The 17,892-nt window shown below is 71.4% G+C and carries 17 protein-coding genes; 9 read left to right on the top strand and 8 right to left on the bottom strand.

Translation table 11 applies throughout. The features are described 5' to 3' along the window. Nucleotides 1-30: 30 nt before the first annotated feature. Genes AB0B48_RS23610 through AB0B48_RS23620 form a run of 3 tightly spaced genes read right to left on the bottom strand, consistent with a single transcriptional unit; the run spans nucleotide 31 to nucleotide 2,908 of the window. Nucleotides 31-903 (bottom strand): ABC transporter ATP-binding protein, encoded by an 873-nt coding sequence (locus tag AB0B48_RS23610; RefSeq protein ID WP_357204896.1) that lies wholly within the window; start codon nucleotides 901-903, stop codon nucleotides 31-33. A 29-nt stretch (nucleotides 904-932) separates the two neighbouring features. Then, nucleotides 933-1,961, bottom strand: coding sequence for an iron chelate uptake ABC transporter family permease subunit (locus AB0B48_RS23615; RefSeq protein WP_357204899.1), 1,029 nt, complete (start codon nucleotides 1,959-1,961; stop codon nucleotides 933-935). Next, nucleotides 1,958-2,908, bottom strand: a complete 951-nt coding sequence (locus AB0B48_RS23620; protein ID WP_357204937.1) for an iron chelate uptake ABC transporter family permease subunit — start codon at nucleotides 2,906-2,908, stop codon at nucleotides 1,958-1,960. The genes AB0B48_RS23615 and AB0B48_RS23620 overlap by 4 nt, the downstream gene beginning before the upstream one ends. A 235-nt stretch (nucleotides 2,909-3,143) precedes the next feature. Here AB0B48_RS23620 and AB0B48_RS23625 point away from each other — a divergent pair, with 235 nt between their 5' ends. The 5 genes from AB0B48_RS23625 (at nucleotide 3,144) to AB0B48_RS23645 (ending at nucleotide 9,541) form a co-directional block, all read left to right on the top strand. After that, a complete protein-coding gene (locus AB0B48_RS23625) occupies nucleotides 3,144-4,175 on the top strand; it encodes an ABC transporter substrate-binding protein (RefSeq protein WP_357204902.1) in 1,032 nt (343 codons plus the stop codon). An 80-nt stretch (nucleotides 4,176-4,255) separates the two neighbouring features. Continuing rightward, nucleotides 4,256-5,794: an aspartate aminotransferase family protein gene (locus AB0B48_RS23630; protein ID WP_357204905.1), complete on the top strand. Its 1,539-nt coding sequence runs from the start codon at nucleotides 4,256-4,258 to the stop codon at nucleotides 5,792-5,794. Between the two features lie 35 nt (nucleotides 5,795-5,829). Continuing rightward, a complete protein-coding gene (locus tag AB0B48_RS23635) occupies nucleotides 5,830-7,107 on the top strand; it encodes a lysine N(6)-hydroxylase/L-ornithine N(5)-oxygenase family protein (RefSeq protein ID WP_357204940.1) in 1,278 nt (425 codons plus the stop codon). Continuing rightward, nucleotides 7,104-7,697, top strand: coding sequence for a GNAT family N-acetyltransferase (locus AB0B48_RS23640; protein WP_357204908.1), 594 nt, complete (start codon nucleotides 7,104-7,106; stop codon nucleotides 7,695-7,697). The genes AB0B48_RS23635 and AB0B48_RS23640 overlap by 4 nt, the downstream gene beginning before the upstream one ends. Further along, nucleotides 7,694-9,541 (top strand): IucA/IucC family siderophore biosynthesis protein, encoded by a 1,848-nt coding sequence (locus tag AB0B48_RS23645; RefSeq protein ID WP_357204911.1) that lies wholly within the window; start codon nucleotides 7,694-7,696, stop codon nucleotides 9,539-9,541. The genes AB0B48_RS23640 and AB0B48_RS23645 overlap by 4 nt, the downstream gene beginning before the upstream one ends. Nucleotides 9,542-9,644: 103 nt before the next feature. Here AB0B48_RS23645 and AB0B48_RS23650 read toward each other — a convergent pair whose 3' ends face one another. Continuing rightward, entirely contained in the window at nucleotides 9,645-10,118 is a 474-nt protein-coding gene (locus AB0B48_RS23650; RefSeq protein ID WP_357204914.1) for a MarR family winged helix-turn-helix transcriptional regulator, read from the bottom strand. 137 nt (nucleotides 10,119-10,255) lie between these two features. On the opposite strand from AB0B48_RS23650, the gene AB0B48_RS23655 reads away from it, so the two are divergent. After that, nucleotides 10,256-10,816, top strand: coding sequence for an NAD(P)H-dependent oxidoreductase (locus AB0B48_RS23655; protein ID WP_112589991.1), 561 nt, complete (start codon nucleotides 10,256-10,258; stop codon nucleotides 10,814-10,816). Nucleotides 10,817-10,872: 56 nt separating this feature from the next. Here the strand turns inward: AB0B48_RS23655 and AB0B48_RS23660 are convergent, their stop codons facing one another. Beyond that, on the bottom strand, nucleotides 10,873-11,811 hold the full coding sequence (locus AB0B48_RS23660; protein WP_357204917.1) for an SDR family NAD(P)-dependent oxidoreductase: 939 nt from the start codon (nucleotides 11,809-11,811) through the stop codon (nucleotides 10,873-10,875). A 152-nt stretch (nucleotides 11,812-11,963) separates the two neighbouring features. On the opposite strand from AB0B48_RS23660, the gene AB0B48_RS23665 reads away from it, so the two are divergent. Beyond that, on the top strand, nucleotides 11,964-12,869 hold the full coding sequence (locus tag AB0B48_RS23665) for a LysR family transcriptional regulator (protein WP_357204920.1): 906 nt from the start codon (nucleotides 11,964-11,966) through the stop codon (nucleotides 12,867-12,869). Between the two features lie 16 nt (nucleotides 12,870-12,885). On the opposite strand, the gene AB0B48_RS23670 is transcribed toward AB0B48_RS23665, so the two are convergent. Together AB0B48_RS23670 and AB0B48_RS23675 are read right to left on the bottom strand one after the other, a co-directional pair. After that, on the bottom strand, nucleotides 12,886-13,803 hold the full coding sequence (locus AB0B48_RS23670) for an RNA polymerase sigma-70 factor (protein WP_357204923.1): 918 nt from the start codon (nucleotides 13,801-13,803) through the stop codon (nucleotides 12,886-12,888). Next, entirely contained in the window at nucleotides 13,800-14,981 is a 1,182-nt protein-coding gene (locus tag AB0B48_RS23675) for an FAD-dependent oxidoreductase (protein ID WP_357204926.1), read from the bottom strand. The genes AB0B48_RS23670 and AB0B48_RS23675 overlap by 4 nt, the downstream gene beginning before the upstream one ends. Before the next feature lie 125 nt (nucleotides 14,982-15,106). Here AB0B48_RS23675 and AB0B48_RS23680 point away from each other — a divergent pair, with 125 nt between their 5' ends. Beyond that, nucleotides 15,107-16,378: an MFS transporter gene (locus tag AB0B48_RS23680; RefSeq protein WP_357204929.1), complete on the top strand. Its 1,272-nt coding sequence runs from the start codon at nucleotides 15,107-15,109 to the stop codon at nucleotides 16,376-16,378. 103 nt (nucleotides 16,379-16,481) lie between these two features. Here AB0B48_RS23680 and AB0B48_RS23685 read toward each other — a convergent pair whose 3' ends face one another. Then, entirely contained in the window at nucleotides 16,482-16,967 is a 486-nt protein-coding gene (locus tag AB0B48_RS23685) for a GNAT family N-acetyltransferase (RefSeq protein ID WP_357204931.1), read from the bottom strand. A 134-nt stretch (nucleotides 16,968-17,101) separates the two neighbouring features. Here AB0B48_RS23685 and AB0B48_RS23690 point away from each other — a divergent pair, with 134 nt between their 5' ends. After that, on the top strand, nucleotides 17,102-17,764 hold the full coding sequence (locus tag AB0B48_RS23690) for a fasciclin domain-containing protein (RefSeq protein WP_357204934.1): 663 nt from the start codon (nucleotides 17,102-17,104) through the stop codon (nucleotides 17,762-17,764). The last annotated feature ends 128 nt before the right edge of the window (nucleotides 17,765-17,892 follow it).

Below are 17,892 nucleotides of genomic sequence, written 5' to 3' on the forward strand. Positions count from 1 at the left end.
GCGGCTCCGACGCTGTCCGAGGCGGCCTGCTCACCGAACATCAGTTGCGCAACTCTGCCTGGGTGCGGTTGCGCCACGACATGCCGGCTCCGGGGCCAGCGTGGTGGCGCGGCGTCGGGCCGCGGGGACGACCAGCGGGGTGCCGGTCTCCGGGTCGTCGATCACCCGGCAGGGGAGCCCGAACACCTCCTCGACCAGCGCGGCGGTGACCACCGACGCCGGCTCCCCGGCGGCCACCACGCGTCCGTCGCGCATGGCGATCAGGTGGGTGGCGTAGCGGGCCGCGTGGTTCAGGTCGTGCAGCACCGCGACAAGGGTGCGGCCCTGCTCCTCGTGCAAGCGGGCGCAGAGGTCCAGGATCTCGATCTGGTGGGCGATGTCGAGGTACGTGGTCGGTTCGTCGAGCAGCAGCAGGGGTGTCTGCTGGGCCAGCGCCATGGCGATCCAGACCCTCTGCCGCTGCCCGCCGGACAACTCGTCCACGGCCCGGTCGGCGAGGTCGTCGACCCCGGTCGCGGCCATCGACTCCTCGACCATCCGCTCGTCCTCGTGAGACCACTGCCGCAGCAGCCCCTGATGGGGGTAGCGACCCCGGGCGACCAGTTCGGCGACGCTGATGCCGTCCGGTGCGATCGACGACTGCGGCAGCAGGCCGAGCGTACGGGCAACCTTGCGGGCCGGCAGGTCGTGAATGTCCCGTCCGTCCAGCAGCACCGCTCCGGCGCTGGGGCGCAGCATCCGGGACAGGGCCCGCAGCAGCGTGGACTTGCCGCACGCGTTCGGGCCGATGATGACGGTGAAGGACCTGTCGGGCACCGCCACGGTCAGGTTCTCGGCAATGGTGCGCTGGTCGTAGGCGAGGGTCAGCGCGGTGCCGCCGAGTCGGGAATCGCCGGGTCGCATGGGTGCTCCTTCAAGGGCGTCACTGGTGTTCACAGCCGGCCCGCCCGACGTTCCATCGCCAGCAGCCAGACCAGGTAACCGCCGCCGATCACGCCGGTCACCACGCCGACCGGGAGTTGGTGCCCGGCGAACGCGCGTTGCGCCACCAGGTCGGCCCCGACCAGGAGCGCCGCGCCGACGGCCATCGACGGCAGCAGGTTCGGACCCGGGGCCCGGGTCAGTCGTTTCGCCACGTGCGGGGCGACGAGCGCCACGAAGGACACCGGCCCGGCGGCGGCCGCCGCGAACGAGACCAGCAGCACGGCGGCGGCGAGCAGCACCAGGCGCAGCCGGCGTACCGGCACGCCCAGGGCGCTGGCGGCGTCGTCGCCCAACTCCATCATCCGCAGCGCCGGGGCGCAGCCGACGAGCACCAGCGGCGCCAACACGACCAGGACGGCGAGCAGCGGCCCGGCGTTGGCCCAGCCTCGCCCGTCCAGGCTGCCGGTGAGCCAGAGGACCGCGCGGGCGGCTTCCATCAGGGGCGCCCGGGTCAGCAGGTAGCCGTTGACGCCGGTCAGGATCGCGGACACCCCGATGCCCACCAGGATGAGTCGGTAGCCGTGCACCCCGCGCCGCCAGGCGAGCGCGTAGATCACCAGGCCGGTGCCGAGACCACCGACGACCGCCGCGCCGGCCAACGCCAGGCTGCTGCCACCGAGGACGACCACCACCAGCGCCCCGGTCGACGCGCCCTGGGTGAAGCCCAGGATGTCCGGGCTGCCCAACGGGTTGCGGACCAGCGACTGGAACACCGTGCCGGCGAGAGCCAACGCCGCACCGACCAACAGGGCGGTGACCAGCCGGGGCAGGCGCAGCTCAAGCACGATGAACTGCTCCGCCGCAGTGCCACCGCCGGTCAGCGTGCGCAGCACGTCCGCCGGACCCATCGGGTAGTCACCACTGCCCAGGGCCACCACACCGAACCCGGCCGCGAGCACCGCCGCGCCGGCCCCGACACCCAACGCGCGGGGCCGAAACCGCAGCGACAACCCCCATGACGTACGTACGACAGTCACGGTTGGGCCACCCTTCGGCGGGTGACCAGCCACAGGAAGAGCGGGCCGCCCAGTACGGCGGTCACCATGCCGACCTGGAGTTCTCCGGGGCGGCCCAGCACCCGGCCGAGCACGTCGGCGCCGAGCAGCAACGCGGGTGCGAGCACCGCGCAGTACGGCAGCAGCCAGCGCAGGTCCGGGCCGGTCAGGGCGCGGACCAGGTGTGGCACGAGAAGCCCGACGAAGACGATCGGTCCGCACGCGGCGGTCGCCGCGCCGCAGAGCAGGGTGACGGCGACGATCACGGCGGCGCGGATCAGCGCGGGTCGAGCGCCGAGGGCTCGCGCCGCGTCGTCGCCGAGCGCCAGCGCGTTCAGCGGACGGGCGGCACCGAGCGCGACCAGCAGCCCAACGATGATGAACGGCAGCACCCGGGTCACTGTCGCGGAGTCCGCGCTGGCCAGTGAGCCGACAGTCCAGAAACGCAGCCGCTCCAGCGACGCGGTGTCCAGCAGCATCACCGCGCTCACGTAGGAGTAGAGGGTGGCGTTGAGTGCCGCCCCGGCCAGCGCGAGTCGGGCCGGGGTCGCGTCGCGTCCGCCGCCGACGGTGTAGACGAGCGCGGTCACCGCTGCCGCGCCGAGCAGCGCGAACCAGACGTACCCGCCGACGGCGGTGACGCCCAGGAACGCGGCGGCGGTGGCGACGGCCGCGGACGCGCCGGCGTTGATGCCGAGCAGTCCGGGGTCGGCGAGTGGGTTGCGGGTAAGGGCCTGCATGACAGCGCCCGCCACACCGAGGGCGGTGCCGGCGAGCAGCCCGAGCAGGGTGCGGGGCAGGCGCATCCGGTGCACCACCGCGTACTCGGTGGCGTCGCGGTGCAGCAACCCGGACCAGACGTCGGCGAGCGGCATGGCCTTCGCTCCGACCGCGATGCTGAGCACCACGATCACCGCGAGCAGTGCCACGGCGGTGACCAGGCCGGCGGCGCGGGCTGCCCGACGGCCACGCCGGCTCGGGGGTGCGGCCGTCGCCCTGGCTGGCACGGGCGGTGCCGGTCGGGTGACGGTGGGTGTGGCGTCCAGTGTGGGCTCCGGGGTGGTGGCGACACGGCGTACCGCTGTTGACAATGACCGAGGTTAGGCTAACCTAACCCCGCTGCCCTGGTCGACCCCGGCCAACCCTTGATCGAAAGACAACACCATGCCCGATGCCCTGTCCGCCCGCCGCCTCTCCCGCCGTGGCCTGCTGGCCGCCGGTGGCGCCGCCACGCTGGCCACCCTGCTCGCCGCCTGTGGCACTAACGACGCCGCGAAACCCGCCGCCGGCAACGGAAGTGGCCCCTGGTCGTTCACCGACGACCGTGGCACGAAGGTAGAGGCCGCAGCCCGTCCGGCCCGTGTGGTGGCCTTCACCGGGGTGGCGGCGGCCCTGATCGATTTCGGTCTCGACAAGCAGCTCGTGGGCGTCTTCGGTGAGACCAAGCGTGCCGACGGCACGGCCGAGCCGCAGGCCGGCGACCTTGACGTCGAGGGCGTCGAGATCCTCGGCAACGTGTGGGGCGAGTTCAGCCTGGAGAAGTACGCAGCGCTGCGCCCCGAACTGCTGGTCACCCACATGTACGACCCGGACGCGCTCTGGTACGTGCCGGACGAGAGCAAGGCCAAGATCCTCCCGCTGGCGCCCAGCGTGGCGATCACCACCGCCCGGGTGCCGATGACCAAGCCCATCGAGCGGTACGCGGCGCTGGCCGAGTCGCTCGGCGCGGACCTGTCCGCGAAGAAGGTCACCGACGGAAAGGCCCGCTTCGACGCCGCCGCCGAGGCGGTCCGGCAGGCGGTGAAGGCCAACCCCGGGATCAAGGTGATGGCCTGCTCCGGCAGCCCCGACCTCTTCTACGTCTCCAACCCGAAGGTCAGCACCGACCTGATGTACTTCGCCGAGTTGGGCGTCGACATCGTGGTCCCCACCAAGCTCGAATCCGGCGACTACTTCGAGGCGCTGAGCTGGGAGAGCGCCGGCAAGTTCCCGGCCGACCTGATCCTGCTGGACAACCGCGGCACCGCGCTGCAGGCCAAGGACCTCACGGCCAAGCCGACCTGGCAGCAACTGCCGGCGGTCAAGGCCAACCAGGTGAGCCCGTGGGACGCGGTGCCCCGCTTCTCGTACGCCGGTTCCGCACCGCTGCTGGAGAACCTCGCCACCGCCATCCGGAACGCGAAGAAGGTCAGCTGACGAACACCACATCCCCGGGCGCACCGCCGCGCCCGGGGTGGGTTCCGGCTGCCCTCGTCCAGAACGTGGAAGGACCACCAGTGACCGTGCCGACGTACCCCGTCGAGACCACCACGCCGCCGCCGGCGTCAACCGCCGCGCGAGCCCAGCTGCTGCACGGTGGCTCGGTCGAGCAGTACCGCCGGACGATCGCCGACGGCGTCGACCGGGTCGCCCGGCGGGTGGCCACAGTGGACCGTCCCGGCACCGGAATCACGCCGGCCGAGCTGGCCCCCCTGGTCGACCGGGTGGACCTGGACCGGCCGCTGGGCGACGCCGGCGCCGCCCTCGACGAGCTGGAGAGCGTCTACCTGCGCGACGCCGTCTGGTTCCACCACCCCCGCTACCTGGCCCACCTCAACTGCCCGGTGGCCATCCCGGCACTGCTCGGTGAGGCGGTGCTCACCGCCGTGAACTCCTCGCTGGACACCTGGGACCAGAGCGCCGGGGCCACCCTCATCGAGCGCCGGCTGATCGACTGGACGGCCGAGCGGATCGGCCTCGGTCCCCGCGCCGACGGCATCTTCACCAGCGGCGGCAGCCAGTCCAACCTCCAGGCGCTGCTGCTGGCCCGGGAAGAGGCGTGCGCCGACGCCATCGGCCCCGCGGCGCGCGCCGACCTGCTGCCCCGACTGCGCGTGCTCACCTCCGCCGCCGGTCACTTCAGCGTGCAGAAGTCGGCAAAACTGCTCGGCCTCGCCCCGGACGCGGTGATCGCGGTGCCCACCGACGCCCGGCGACGGATCCGGCCGGCCGCCGTCCGCGAGGAGATCGCCCGGTGCCGCCAGGCCGGGCTGGTGGTGATGGCCGTCGTCGGCACCGCCGGTACCACCGACTTCGGCTCGATCGACCCGCTCACCGACCTGGCCGGGATCTGCGCGGCAGCCGGCGTGTGGCTGCACGTGGACGCCGCGTACGGCTGCGGTCTGCTCGTCTCGCCGACGCGCCGGCAGCTGCTCGACGGCATCGAGCGGGCCGACTCGGTGACCGTTGACTTCCACAAGTCGTTCTTCCAGCCGGTCAGCTCCAGCGCGCTGCTGGTCCGCGACCGGCGGACGCTGCGGCACGTCACCTACCACGCCGACTACCTCAACCCGGCCCGGATGGTGGAGCAGCGCATCCCCAACCAGGTCGACAAGAGCTTGCAGACCACCCGCCGTTTCGACGCGCTGAAGCTCTGGCTCACCCTGCGGGTGATGGGCCCGGACGCGCTCGGCGGGCTCTTCGACGAGGTCGTCGACCGGGCCGCCGACGCCTGGCGACTGGTCAGCGAGGATCCGCGCTTCGAGGTGGTGACCCGCTCGGAGCTGAGCACCGTGGTGTTCCGCTACCTGCCCACCGGCCCTGGCGGCGAGTTGGCCGACGCCGCCAATCTGCACGCCCGGGAGGCCCTCGCGGCGTCCGGTCTCGCCGTGGTCGCCGGGACCCGGGTGGACGGCCGGCACTTCCTGAAGTTCACACTGCTCAACCCGGAAACCACAGTCGACGACGTCGGGTACGTGCTCGACCTGATCGCCACCCACGCCGGCCAGTACGTGCACGACCACGTCGACGCCGGCCTGACCTGCCACGTCGGCTGACGCCGGTGACCTCGAACCCGCGCCTGGAGACCCCGATGTCCACCCACGACTTCATCGCCATCGGGTTGGGCCCGTACAACCTGGGCCTGGCCTGCCTCACCGCGCCGATCGACGAGCTCGACGGGGTGTTCCTGGAGGCCCGACCGAGCCTCGCCTGGCACCCCGGCATGCTGCTGGAGTCGGCCCGGTTGCAGACCCCGTTCATCGCCGACCTGGTCAGCCTCGCCGACCCGACGTCGCCGTACTCCTTCCTCAACTACCTCAAGGAGATCGGCCGGCTCTACCCGTTCTACATCCGGGAGAGCTTCTACCCGCTGCGCAGCGAGTACGACGCGTACTGCCGGTGGGCGGCGGAGAAACTGCCGAACCTGCGCTTCGGTCAGAGCGTGACAACAGTGGAGTACGACCCCGCCGACGAGCGGTACGTGGTGCGGGCCAGCATGGGCACGGGCGAGACCGTCGAGTACCGGGCCCGGCACCTGGTGCTCGGCACCGGCACCCCGCCGCACCTGCCCCCGGCCGTGGCCGACCTGCCGGGCGATGCCGTGCACAACTCCCACTACCTGGAGCACCGCTCGGCGTTGCGCACGAAGCGCAGCATCACGGTGGTGGGCAGCGGGCAGAGCGCCGCCGAGATCTATCACGACCTGCTCGGCGACATCGACCGGTACGGCTACCAGCTCAACTGGGTGACCCGTTCGCCGCGGTTCTTCCCGCTCGAATACACGAAGCTGACGCTGGAGATGACCTCACCGGACTACGTGGACTACTTCCACGCGCTGCCCGAGGCGACCCGCTACCGGCTGGAGTCCGAGCAGAAGGGCCTGTTCAAGGGGATCAACGCCGACCTGATCAACGACATCTTCGACCTGCTCTACGCGCACAGCGTCGACGGGCCGGTGAACACCCGCCTGCTCACCAACACCGAGCTGGTCAGCGCCGAGCACCAGGACGGGCAGTACACGCTGGGGTTGCGTCAGGTGGAGCAGGAACGCGACTTCGCCCTGCGTACCGAGGGTCTGGTGCTGGCCACCGGCTACCACTACCGGGTGCCGGAGTTCCTCACGCCGGTGCGGGACCGGATCCGCTGGGACGCGCAGGGCCGCTTCGACGTGGCCCGCAACTACAGCATCGACCACGGCGGGCGGGGCATCTTCCTGCAGAACGCGGGCACCCACACGCACAGCATCACCTCACCGGACCTGGGCATGGGCGCCTACCGCAACTCCTGGATCATCCGCGAGCTGCTCGGCCGGGAGCACTACCCGATCGAGAAGAGCATCACGTTCCAGGAGTTCGGGGTGTCGTCGTGACCACTGTCTTCACCCGGGTCGACGACAGTCTCGGTGAGTTCGCGCTGCGGCAGCTCGATCCGGACGCCGACGCGGCGCTCCTGCACACCTGGGTGACCCACCCGAAGGCGGCGTTCTGGATGATGCAGGACGCCGACCTGGCCCAGGTCACCGAGGAGTACCAGCGGATCGCCGAGCACCGGCACCACGACGCGTACCTCGGGCTGTGGCGGGGGAGTCCCGCCTTCCTCGCGGAGCGCTACGACCCGGCCCACGTCGAGCTGGTCGGCCTCTACGACCACCAGCCCGGTGACGTGGGCATGCACTTCCTCTGCGCGCCGGTCGACGCGCCCGTGCACGGCTTCACCCGGGCGGTGATCGGCACCGTCATGGCGTGGCTGTTCGACGACCCGACGACCCGGCGGGTGGTGGTCGAACCGGACGTGCGCAACACCGCCGTGCACGCGCTGAACGCCACCGTCGGCTTCACTGTCGTCGGCCCGATCGCCAAGCCGGAGAAGGACGCGCTGCTCAGCGTCTGCACCCGAGCCCAGTTTGAGGCCGCCGTCGACCGCGCCGCCGCCGACCGAACCGAAGGAGCCCCGGCGTGACCACCACCGCCGTCCCCACCCACCCGCCCGTCGCCGCCGCGCACCACGCCTCCGGCGACCCGGTCGGGCACCTCACCCCGCAGCGCTGGGCCCGGGCCAATCGGCTGCTGGTCCGCAAGGCGCTCGCCGAGTTCACCCACGAGCGGCTGCTCACCCCGCAGGCCGTGGCCGGCCCCGACGACCGGCAGTGGTACGAGATCCTCAGCGACGACGGCACCGTCACCTACCGGTTCGCGGCGCGGGTGCTCGCCCTGGAGCACTGGCAGATCGATGCGGACAGCATCACCCGACACCGCGACGGCACCTCGCTGACCCCGGACGCGGTGGACCTCATCGTCGAACTGCGCGACACCCTCGGGCTCTCCGCGCGGGTGCTCCCGGTCTACCTGGAGGAGATCACCTCGACGCTGGCGGGTACGGCGTACAAGCTGGCCCAGGCCGCGCCGAGCGCCGCAGAGCTGGCCGAGGCGGACTTCCAGACCATCGAGACCTCGATGACCGAGGGCCACCCCTGCTTCGTGGCGAACAACGGCCGGCTCGGCTTCGGCGTCGACGAGTACCACCGGTACGCCCCGGAGGCCGCCGCGCCGGTGCGGCTGGAGTGGCTGGCCGCACACCGGGACCACTCCACGTTCAGCAGCGCCGCCGACCTCGACTACGACACGCTCATCGAGAGCGAGTTGGACGCCGCGACCCGGGCCCGTTTCGCGACCACGATGGCCGATCTCGGGCTGGATCTCGCCGACTATCACCTGATCCCGGCGCACCCGTGGCAGTGGTGGAACAAGCTGGCGGTCACCTTCGCCGGTGAGCTGGCCGAGCGGCGGCTGGTGCACCTCGGCCCCGGGCCGGACGTGTACCTCGCCCAGCAGTCCATCCGTACCTTCTTCAACGTCAGCGAGCCGGGGCGGCACTACGTCAAAACCGCGCTGTCGGTGCTGAACATGGGCTTCATGCGGGGGTTGTCGGCCGCGTACATGGAGGCCACTCCGGCGATCAACGACTGGCTGGCCGACCTGATCGCCGCCGACGAGGTGCTGACCGACACCGGCCTGACCGTCATCCGGGAGCGGGCCGCTGTGGGTTACCGGCATCGGCAGTACGAGGCGGCGACCGAGCGCACCTCGCCGTACCGCAAGATGCTGGCCGCCCTGTGGCGGGAGAGCCCGATGCCCGAGCTGGCGCCGGGGCAGCGACTGTCCACGATGGCCGCGCTGCTGCACGTCGACGACGAGGGCGGCTCACTGGCGGCGGCGCTGATCGCCCGGTCCGGCCTGGTGCCCGAGGTGTGGCTGCGCCGCTACCTGGACGCCTACCTGACCCCGCTGCTGCACAGCTTCTACGCCCACGACCTGGCTTTCATGCCGCACGGCGAGAACGTCATCCTGGTCCTCGACGAGCAGGACACCGTCCAGCGGGTGATTTTCAAGGACATCGCCGAGGAGATCGCGGTGATGAGCGACAGGGTCGAGCTGCCGGCGGCGGTGGAGCGGATCCGCGTCGAGGTGCCCGACGACACCAAGCTGCTGAGCATCTTCACCGACGTGGTGGACTGCTTCCTGCGGCACCTCAACGCGGTCCTGGTCGAGGCCGGTGTTCTCGCCGAGGACGACTTCTGGCGCACTGTCGCGGCCAGCGCCGCCGACTACTTCGACCGGGTGCCGCACCTGGCCGAGCGGGTCCGCCACTACGACCTGTTCGCCCCGGAGTTCACGCTGTCCTGCCTCAACCGGCTGCAACTGCGTAACAACCAGCAGATGATCGACCTGGCCGACCCGTCGGCGGCGCTCCAGTTCGTCGGCACCCTCACCAACCCGCTCGCCGCCCACGCTCCGGCCCGGTGACCGCGATCGCCTTTGATCAGCGCGCACGGCAACGGGTGCAATAGGCGGATGGGAGTTCTGAGTACCTGGGTACGCGGCAACGTCGGCCGGGCCGGTGGTTGCCTCAGTCGGTCGGCTCTGCCGTGCCGGCCTTCTGGAACGCGCGGGCCAACTGGGCGAGGTCGAAGCCCTCGAAGTGCTGGAGGAACCGGCGGCGTACGGCGGCCAGGTGACTGGGCCAGGCTTCCTCCAGGCGGGCGTAGCCCTCGTCGGTGAGGACGGCGTTCCAGCCGCGCGCGTCCTCCTCGCAGCGTTCCCGCCGGACCAGGCCCTGCGTCTCCAGCCGGATGATCGTGCGGGTCATGCCGCTGAGGGAGAGGTAGCAGAGCGCGGCGAGTTCGTTCATGCGCATCCGCTGGTCGGGCGTCTCGGAGAGGTTCATCAACGCGGTGTACTCGGTGAGCGGCAGCTGACGGTCACCGACCATGTCCGCGTCGATTGCGCGGGGTAGGACGTGCATCACCTGACCCAGGGCGCGGACCAGGGATTCCTCGTCAGGGGTGAGGGGTTGCGGAGTTGCTGCGGAGGGGTTGGACATCCTCCTATCATACTTGCTTGACTCAGCAAGTGCTCACCCTCCGTGTGACTACGCCCATACGCCAAGTATTTGCTTGACCAATCAAGCAGGGATAGCGTTCTCCGTCGTCAGGCAAGAACCTCTGAAAGGCGCCACACATGACCAGGATCGGGATCATCCTCGGAAGCACCCGCCCGGGGCGTAACGGCGAGGCCGTCGCCCGCTGGGTGCTCGAGATCGCCAAGCAGCGCTCCGACGCGGAGTACGAGCTGATCGACCTGCTGGACTACCAGCTGCCGCACCTCGACGAGGCGTACCCGCCCTCGATGGGCCAGTACACCCAGCCGCACACCAAGCGGTGGGCCGAGACGATCGCGTCGTTCGACGGGTTCATCATCGTCACCCCCGAGTACAACCACTCGACCTCGGGTGCCCTGAAGAACGCGATCGACTTCCTCTACGCCGAGTGGAACAACAAGGCCGTCGGCTTCGTCAGCTACGGCTCGGTCGGCGGGACGCGCGCCGTGGAGCACCTGCGTCTGATCTCCGGTGAGCTCCAGATGGCCGACGTGCGCTCGCAGGTCGCGTTGTCGCTCTTCACCGATTTCGAGAACTTCAGCGTCTTCAAGCCCAACCAGTTCCACCAGGATTCGCTGACCGCCACGCTGGACCAGGTGGTCGCCTGGAGCACGGCGCTCGCTCCGCTGCGCAAGGGCTGAGCACGTCACACCTTTCGGAAACGGCCGTGGGGGATCCCACGGCCGTTTCCGGACGTTCAGGCACGCTGCGCACCGGCGAACAGATCCAGCGAGAGCTGCCACAGTCGCGCCGCCGCCGCGGGGTCGATCGCGTGGTCGGCGACGCCGCTCAGCGGGTTCGCCGGGTCGTGGCGCACCGCCTGCTGGCAGTCCTCGAAGTACCGGCCGCCGATGCCCTCCAGCTGCGGCCCCGCAGCGAGCAGCACGGAGGTCGCGGCCCCCTGCTGCGGGGTCTTGAAGTCGAACGCCGGAAGCTGTGCGTAGTCCTCCTCGGTGAGGTGCCGTCCCAGGTTGGTGGCGACCGCCCCCGGGTTGGCCACGTTGACGGTGATGCCGTCGCCGGCCCAGCGCCGGTTCGCCTCGACCGCGAACAGCGCTGTGGCGGTCTTCGACTCGCCGTAGGCGAGGAGACGGTCATAGGGGCGTTGCCGGAAGTTGACGTCCTCGAAGACCATCGGCGCCTGAACGTGGGCGATGGAACTCAGCGACACCACCCGCGCCCGACCGGCCCCGGCGAGTGCCCCGTGCAGCCCGTTGGCGAGTGCGAAGTGGCCGAGGTGGTTGGTGGCCAACTGCAACTCCCAACCCTCCGCCGTGCGCATCTCCGGGGTCGCCGACACCCCGGCGTTGTTGACCAGGATGTGCAGGGGCCCGTCCCAGGCGGCCACGAACGCGGCGACCGACCGCTGGTCGGACAGGTCCAGCGGCGCGACCCGGAGCAGCCGGTTCGCGCTCCCGGCGCCGATCTCCCGCGCGGTCCGCTCTCCGGCCCCCACGTCCCGTACCGCCAGGGTCACCTCGGCGCCCGCCATGGCGAGCGCCCGGGCGGTCTCCACCCCGATGCCCGACGAGGCGCCAGTGACGAGGGCGCGCCGCCCGGTCAGGTCGACACCTGCCACGACGTCGGCGGCGGTGGAATGGGCGTTGAACGGCGTGCTGACTCGTGTTCCCGACATGATCGTCTTCCTCCGGTGAATGTCCTCACGTGGCCGTGCCGGCTCGCCGTATCGGCGAACGGTGTGCCGGTGCTGCCCTTCGCACCGATCGTGCGCGGAGGTCTGCGCGGACGGCCAACACGCTCTTCCTGGCGTGGCTACAGTCTGTTCCTGTGGCGACGCCTGAGCTGCGACAACTGCGGTACTTCCTGGTCCTCGCGGAGGAGCTGAGCTTCACCCGGGCCGCCGCCCGCCTGATGATCGCCCAGCAGTCGCTGTCGCAACAGATCACCGCCCTGGAACGCGCCCTCGGGGCGAAGCTGTTCGACCGCGACAGCCGTGGCACCACCCTCACCGACGTCGGCGCCCTGTTCGTGCCCGAGGCGCGCGCCGTGACCGATCGCGCCGAGCAGGCCGTCGCCGTCGTGGGGCGGGCCCTGCGGGGTGAGGTGGGTACCCTCCGGCTCGCCTTCCTGACCACCGTCGCCAACCACCTGCTGCCCCCGGTGGTCCGGGCGGTCCGCCACCACCTCCCCGACCTGCACCTGGCCACCGAGTCCACCAGCATCGCGCCCCTGGTGCAGGGCGTCTTCGACGGGCAGTTCGACGTCGCCTTCACCCGGACCCCGCTCGTTTCCGGCCTGGAGTCCAGGAGACTGACGACCGAACCGGTCTGCGCGGTGCTGCCCGAGGGCCACCCGCTCGCCGGGCGCGACGAGTTGACCCTCGCCGACCTGGCGAACGAACAGTGGGTCATGACCCCGCGCAGCTCCTGGGAACCCTGGCACCGCGCCTACGAGGACCAGTTCCGGGAAGCGGGCTTCGTACCGACAGTCGTTCAGGAGGAGGCCGGCGTGCAGAGCCTCCTTGGCCTGGTCGCCGCCGGGCTCGGCGTCACACGACTCGCCTGCTCGGCGGCGAGTCTTCGCCGCACCGGCGTGGCGTTCGTTCCGCTGGCCGACGCCTACGCGTACACCGAAATGGTGTGGCTGGAGGGCAACGCCGCACCCGCGCTGCACCGCTTCCTGGACGTGGTCACGGAGCTCGCGGCGACGACCGACCTCACCACCACCGGCTGACGGTGAGCCGGCCGGCTCAGCGCGTCGCGAGGCGGTGGGTGGTGCCGTCGGCGACGGCGCGGAGCTTGTCGGGGTTGGCGACGTTGTGGATGGCGGTGATGCGACCGCCAGCGTCGACGTCGACGGAGATGGTGGCGACCACCCGACCCGCGCCGCTGAACACCAGACCCGGCCCCCCGTTGATCTCGACCAGGGCGGCGCGCATGTCGTGCGGCGCGACGCCCTGGTAGGTGACGGTGCCGATGGCCGCGAACCACGCGGCGACCGTGTCCGCACCCCTGATGGGACGCAGGGCCTGGCGGACCTTGCCACCGCCGTCGGTCCACAGGGTGACGTCCGGAGACAGCAGCTCCAGCAGGGTGTTGATGTCGCCACCGGTCGAGGCGGCCAGGAACCGCTCGGTGACCCCGCGCTGCTGCGACCGGTCCGCCGTGAAACGTTGCCGCTGGCCCCGCACGTGCTCGCGAGCCCGGTGGGCGGTCTGGCGGACCGCGGCCTCGGAGCGTTCCACCGCCGCTGCGATCTCCGCGTGGCTGAAGTCGAAGACCTCCCGCAGGACGAACACGGCGCGTTCGAGCGGGCTGAGCGTCTCCAGCACCACGAGCATCGCCATCGACACCGACTCGGCGTCGGTGACGGCGTCGGCCGCGTCCCCGTCGGTCAGAACGGGTTCGGGCAACCACGGCCCCGGATAGGTCTCGCGCTGGTGTCGGGCCGAGCGCAGGCGCTGCAACGCGAGGTTCGACACGATGCGGGCGAGGTACGCCCTGGGGTCGGCGACCTGGGAGCGGTCCGCCGAGGACCAGCTGATCCAGGCGTCCTGCACCGCGTCCTCGGCGTCCGCCGCGCTGCCGAGAATGCGGTAGGCCACCGAGAACAGCAGGTTGCGATGACTGTGGAACACCTGCTCGTCGGCGTCCGGCGGACGCGTCACCGCGCGTCCTGTCGGCGGGTGAAGCGGCCACCGCGTGGCCAGAACGCACCGGAGGATGGCAGTCGCGACATGCGCCGGTAGGTCGGCCAGGGCGAAGCGCTCACGGTCTCCTTGTACCAGACCGCCATCCGCCCGGTCAGACACCCGCGGCGAGGGCTGTCGTCGGGGCGGGTGAACTGCACGACCGCGTCGTTTCGGCCCAGGCTCACCGGCGTGTGGTAATAACCGAACCGGAACGGCCTGGGTTGCCTGCCCCGCAGCGCGCGGGCGATCGACACCGCCGCGTGCACGCCGGTCGGCATGCCGCTCTGGCAGGTGCCGTGCAGCATCCCGTAACCCTGCCGGATCGCCGCGGCATCGCCGATCGCGTACACCTCGGGGTGCGACACCGACCGCAGAACGGGGTCGGTGACGACGCGACCGCGCCCGTCCACTGTCAACCCGGCGGCGGCCGCCAGCGGCGCCACCCGGGTACCCCCCGTCCAGAGGACGACGTCAGCGGCCACGGTCTCCGCGCCGGCCAGTTCGACCGCGTCGGACCGGACCCTGGTGACCGCCGCTCGGGTGATCACCTCGACGCCGAGACGGGTCAGCGCCGCCCGCAGGTACGCCCGGGCCTTCGGGTTCATGCCCGCGCCCGGGTCCTGCTGGCCCACCAGCGTGACACCGGCCTCCGGGTGCCGTTCCGCGATCTCCGCGGCGGCCTCGACCCCGGTCAGCCCGCTGCCGACCACGACGACCGTGCCGGCGCCGAGCCGGCCCAGCCGATCCGCCAGCGTCCTCGCGCCGCCCGGACCGTCCAGGGTGTACGCGTGTTCCTCGACGCCCGGGACCGCCGCTGTGTCCGTCACGCTGCCCAACGCGTAGACCAGGGTGTCGTAGCGCAGCACCCGGCTGCCGTCGACGCGGACGGTCTTCGCGTCGGTGTCCACCGCCGTCACCCAGCCGCGCACGAACTGCGCACCCGCGCCCGCCAGCAGGTGCGGGATGTTCAGCTCGGCGAGCCGCTGACCGGTCGCCGTCATGTGCAGCCGGAGGCGCTCGCTGAACCGCTCCTGCGCGTTGACCACTGTGACCCGCACGTCGGCCCGCCTGGTCCGGGCGGCGAGTTGGGTCGCCGCGGCCATGCCCGCGTAGCCCGCGCCGAGGATCAGCACCCGGTGTGTGCCTGTGCTCATTGTTCCGCCTCTCCGATCGGGTTGACGACCACGAGATGCGTGCCGCTCGTCCGTTCGTGACACGGCAGCGATGTGACGCCCGCCACGGACGGCGCCGAGCGGGCGCGGTCACTACCCTTGGCGCGATGAGCCGATCCGCCGACGCTGGTCGGGCTCCGCTCTGGCGGGACCGGACCTTCAGCACGTACTGGGTCGCCCAGTCGCTCTCGGCGGCCGGCGACTCGTTCGCCTACCTGGCGGTGCCGCTGCTGGTGCTCCAGGCGACCGGGTCGGTGGCGCGGATGGGTCTGCTGACCGCCGTCGCGGGCGCGGCGTCCGTCGTCGCCGGGATCTTCGGTGGGGTGCTGGTCGACCGGTACGACCGCCGCACCCTCATGATCGTGGCGGATCTGACCCGACTGGTGCTCTACGCGCTGGTGCCACTGGCGTGGATCGCCGGTCCGCAGGTCTGGCTGCTCTTCGTCGTGCTGCCGATCTGCGAGGCGGCCGGCATGCTGTTCCAGGTCGCCGCGGTGACAGCGGTCCGCAACCTCGTCGACTCCGACCGGATCACCGAGGCCAACGGCCGGTTGCAGGCGACGTACGCGGCGGCGGCCGTCCTCGGGCCGCTGCTCGCCGGTGTGGTGGCTGCCCGCTTCGGCCCGGCCACCGCCATCGCCGTCAACGCGGCGAGCTTCGCGCTCTCGGCAGCCGGCCTGTGGCTGATCCGACTGCGCCCCGTCCAGGTGGACGAGGGGGTGGCCCGGCAGCGCCCGCTGGTCGAGTTCCTGGCCGGGGCGCGGTTCCTGTGGCGTCAGCCCGTGCTGCGCGCGCTGACCGTCCTGTTGTCGGTCTTCATCTTCCTCACCTACGGTTTCGTCGACGTGTTGATCTACCACGTCACGCACGACCTCGGCGGCTCCGAGGGCACCGTCGGCACGGTGCTCGGCCTGGCGGCGCTGGGCACTGTCGCCGGGGCGCTGCTGGTGGCGCCGCTGCGCCGACGTCGCGGCTTCGGTGCCACCTGGATCGGCGCGCACGCGATCTGCGGTTTCGCGGTGGCGGGGGTCGGCATCGCCACCACAGTGCCAGCGGTCACCACGTTGACCGCGGTGTACCTGTGCTGCCTCAGCGTCGGCGGGATCTGTTCGATGTCCCTGCGGCAGGAGATCACCCCCGATCACCTGCTGGGTCGGGTGACGTCGGCGTTCTGGAGCACGCACTACGCCCTCGGTCCGGCCGGGGCTGTCGTGCTGACCTGGGCCGCCGGCCGGTACGGGGCTGCGGCGGTCACGCTCGTGGCGGGCGCGGGGTGCCTGCTGGTCGCTGTCGGCGGCCTCTTCACCCCGATCCGCCGTGCCGGCGCGGAGCCGGCCGCCGGGCAGCCCGGACTGCGCCCGGCCCCGGCCGGCGGCTGAGCCCTCCCGGTCGATCATGGACTTATGGTGGGCGGGTTGTGAGCGCCTGCCCTTTTTGCACACCACCACAAGTCCATGATCGGCGCGGGCGGAGCGGGCGCGGTCAGAACTCCTGGTACATCACGTGCAGGCCGACCCGGCCCACTGTGGGGTGACGGAAGGCGCCCGGCACGGTGCCGACCACCTCGAAGCCCTCCCGCCGATACAACCGCACCGCCGAACCGTTGCTCTCCACCACCGCGTTGAACTGCATGCCGGCGTACCCCTGCCGACGGGCCCAGGTGAGAGCGTCGCGGCACAGCGCGGTGCCCACGCCCCGGCCCCGCGCGTCGGCGGCGACCATGAAGCTGGCGGTGGACACGTGAGCGCCCGGCCCGGGCCGGTTGGCGCCCATCTTCGCGGTGCCGAGCACCCGCTCGCCGTCGACCGCCACGACGGTCCGCGCCGGCGCCGCCTCGACCCACATGCCGTACGACTGCTCGGCGGTCATCGCCGGGTCGTAGGGGAACGTCTCCTGTGCCCGGCTCACCTCCTCGATGATCGGCCACACCTGCGACCAGTCCCGGTCGACGAACTCCCGAATCAGCACCGGGGGAGGTTAGGCCCTGGCCGGAGCCCCGGACAATCCGTTTATCCGCAGGTGCATCCACGCGGCCTACCCGGCGCGAAGCATGGGTCGTGACGAGACGTCACGGATCCGTCGCTTCGACGAAAGGCCCGCTGATGAAGATCGCACGACTCGCCGCCCGGATGGCGGTGGGCGCCATGGCCACCGCGCTGGCCACCACGGCCATCGCTGTGCCGGCCGCTCAGGCGACCGGCAAGGCCAAGCCGCTCGGCACGAAATCACTCGCCGCGGTGCTCACGAAGGACACCAGCGGTTTCGACCGCAACTCGCGGGACTTCGACGTGCTGACGGCGGCCGTGCTGGCCGTGCTGGAGGCCAAGCCGAACTCTCCGGTCAAGGTGCTCACCGACGGCACCGTGGCGCTGACCGCGTTCATCCCCACCGACGCGGCCTTCCAGCAGTTGGTCCGCGAGATCACGCAGGCCCAGAAGTTGCCGAGTGAGAGCGCCGCTTTCACCGCCGTGGCCGGGCTGGGCATCGACACCGTCGAGTCGGTGCTGCTCTACCACGTTGTCCCGGGCGCCACCATCGATCGCAAGACGGCGGTCCGGGCCGACGGCACGGACCTGACCACCGCGCTCGGCTCGACCGTCGAGGTCGACGTGCGCACCTACCTGTACTTCTTCCGCCAGGTGCGGCTGGTCGACGCCGACACCAACGACCGTGACGCCCGGGTCGTCTCCTACGACGTCAACAAGGGCAACCGGCAGATCGCCCACGCCGTGGACCGGGTGCTGCGCCCGATCGACCTGCCCTGACCGAGGGCGGGTGGCGTCCGGCCATGGGGCGGACGCCACCCGCGCCGGCCGTTCATGCGCCGGACGCCACCCGCGCCGGCCGATCATGCGGCGGACGCCACCCGCGCCGGCCGATGAAGCGCCGGACG

The organism is Micromonospora sp. NPDC049089, from assembly GCF_040648775.1.
GTDB lineage: Bacteria > Actinomycetota > Actinomycetes > Mycobacteriales > Micromonosporaceae > Micromonospora.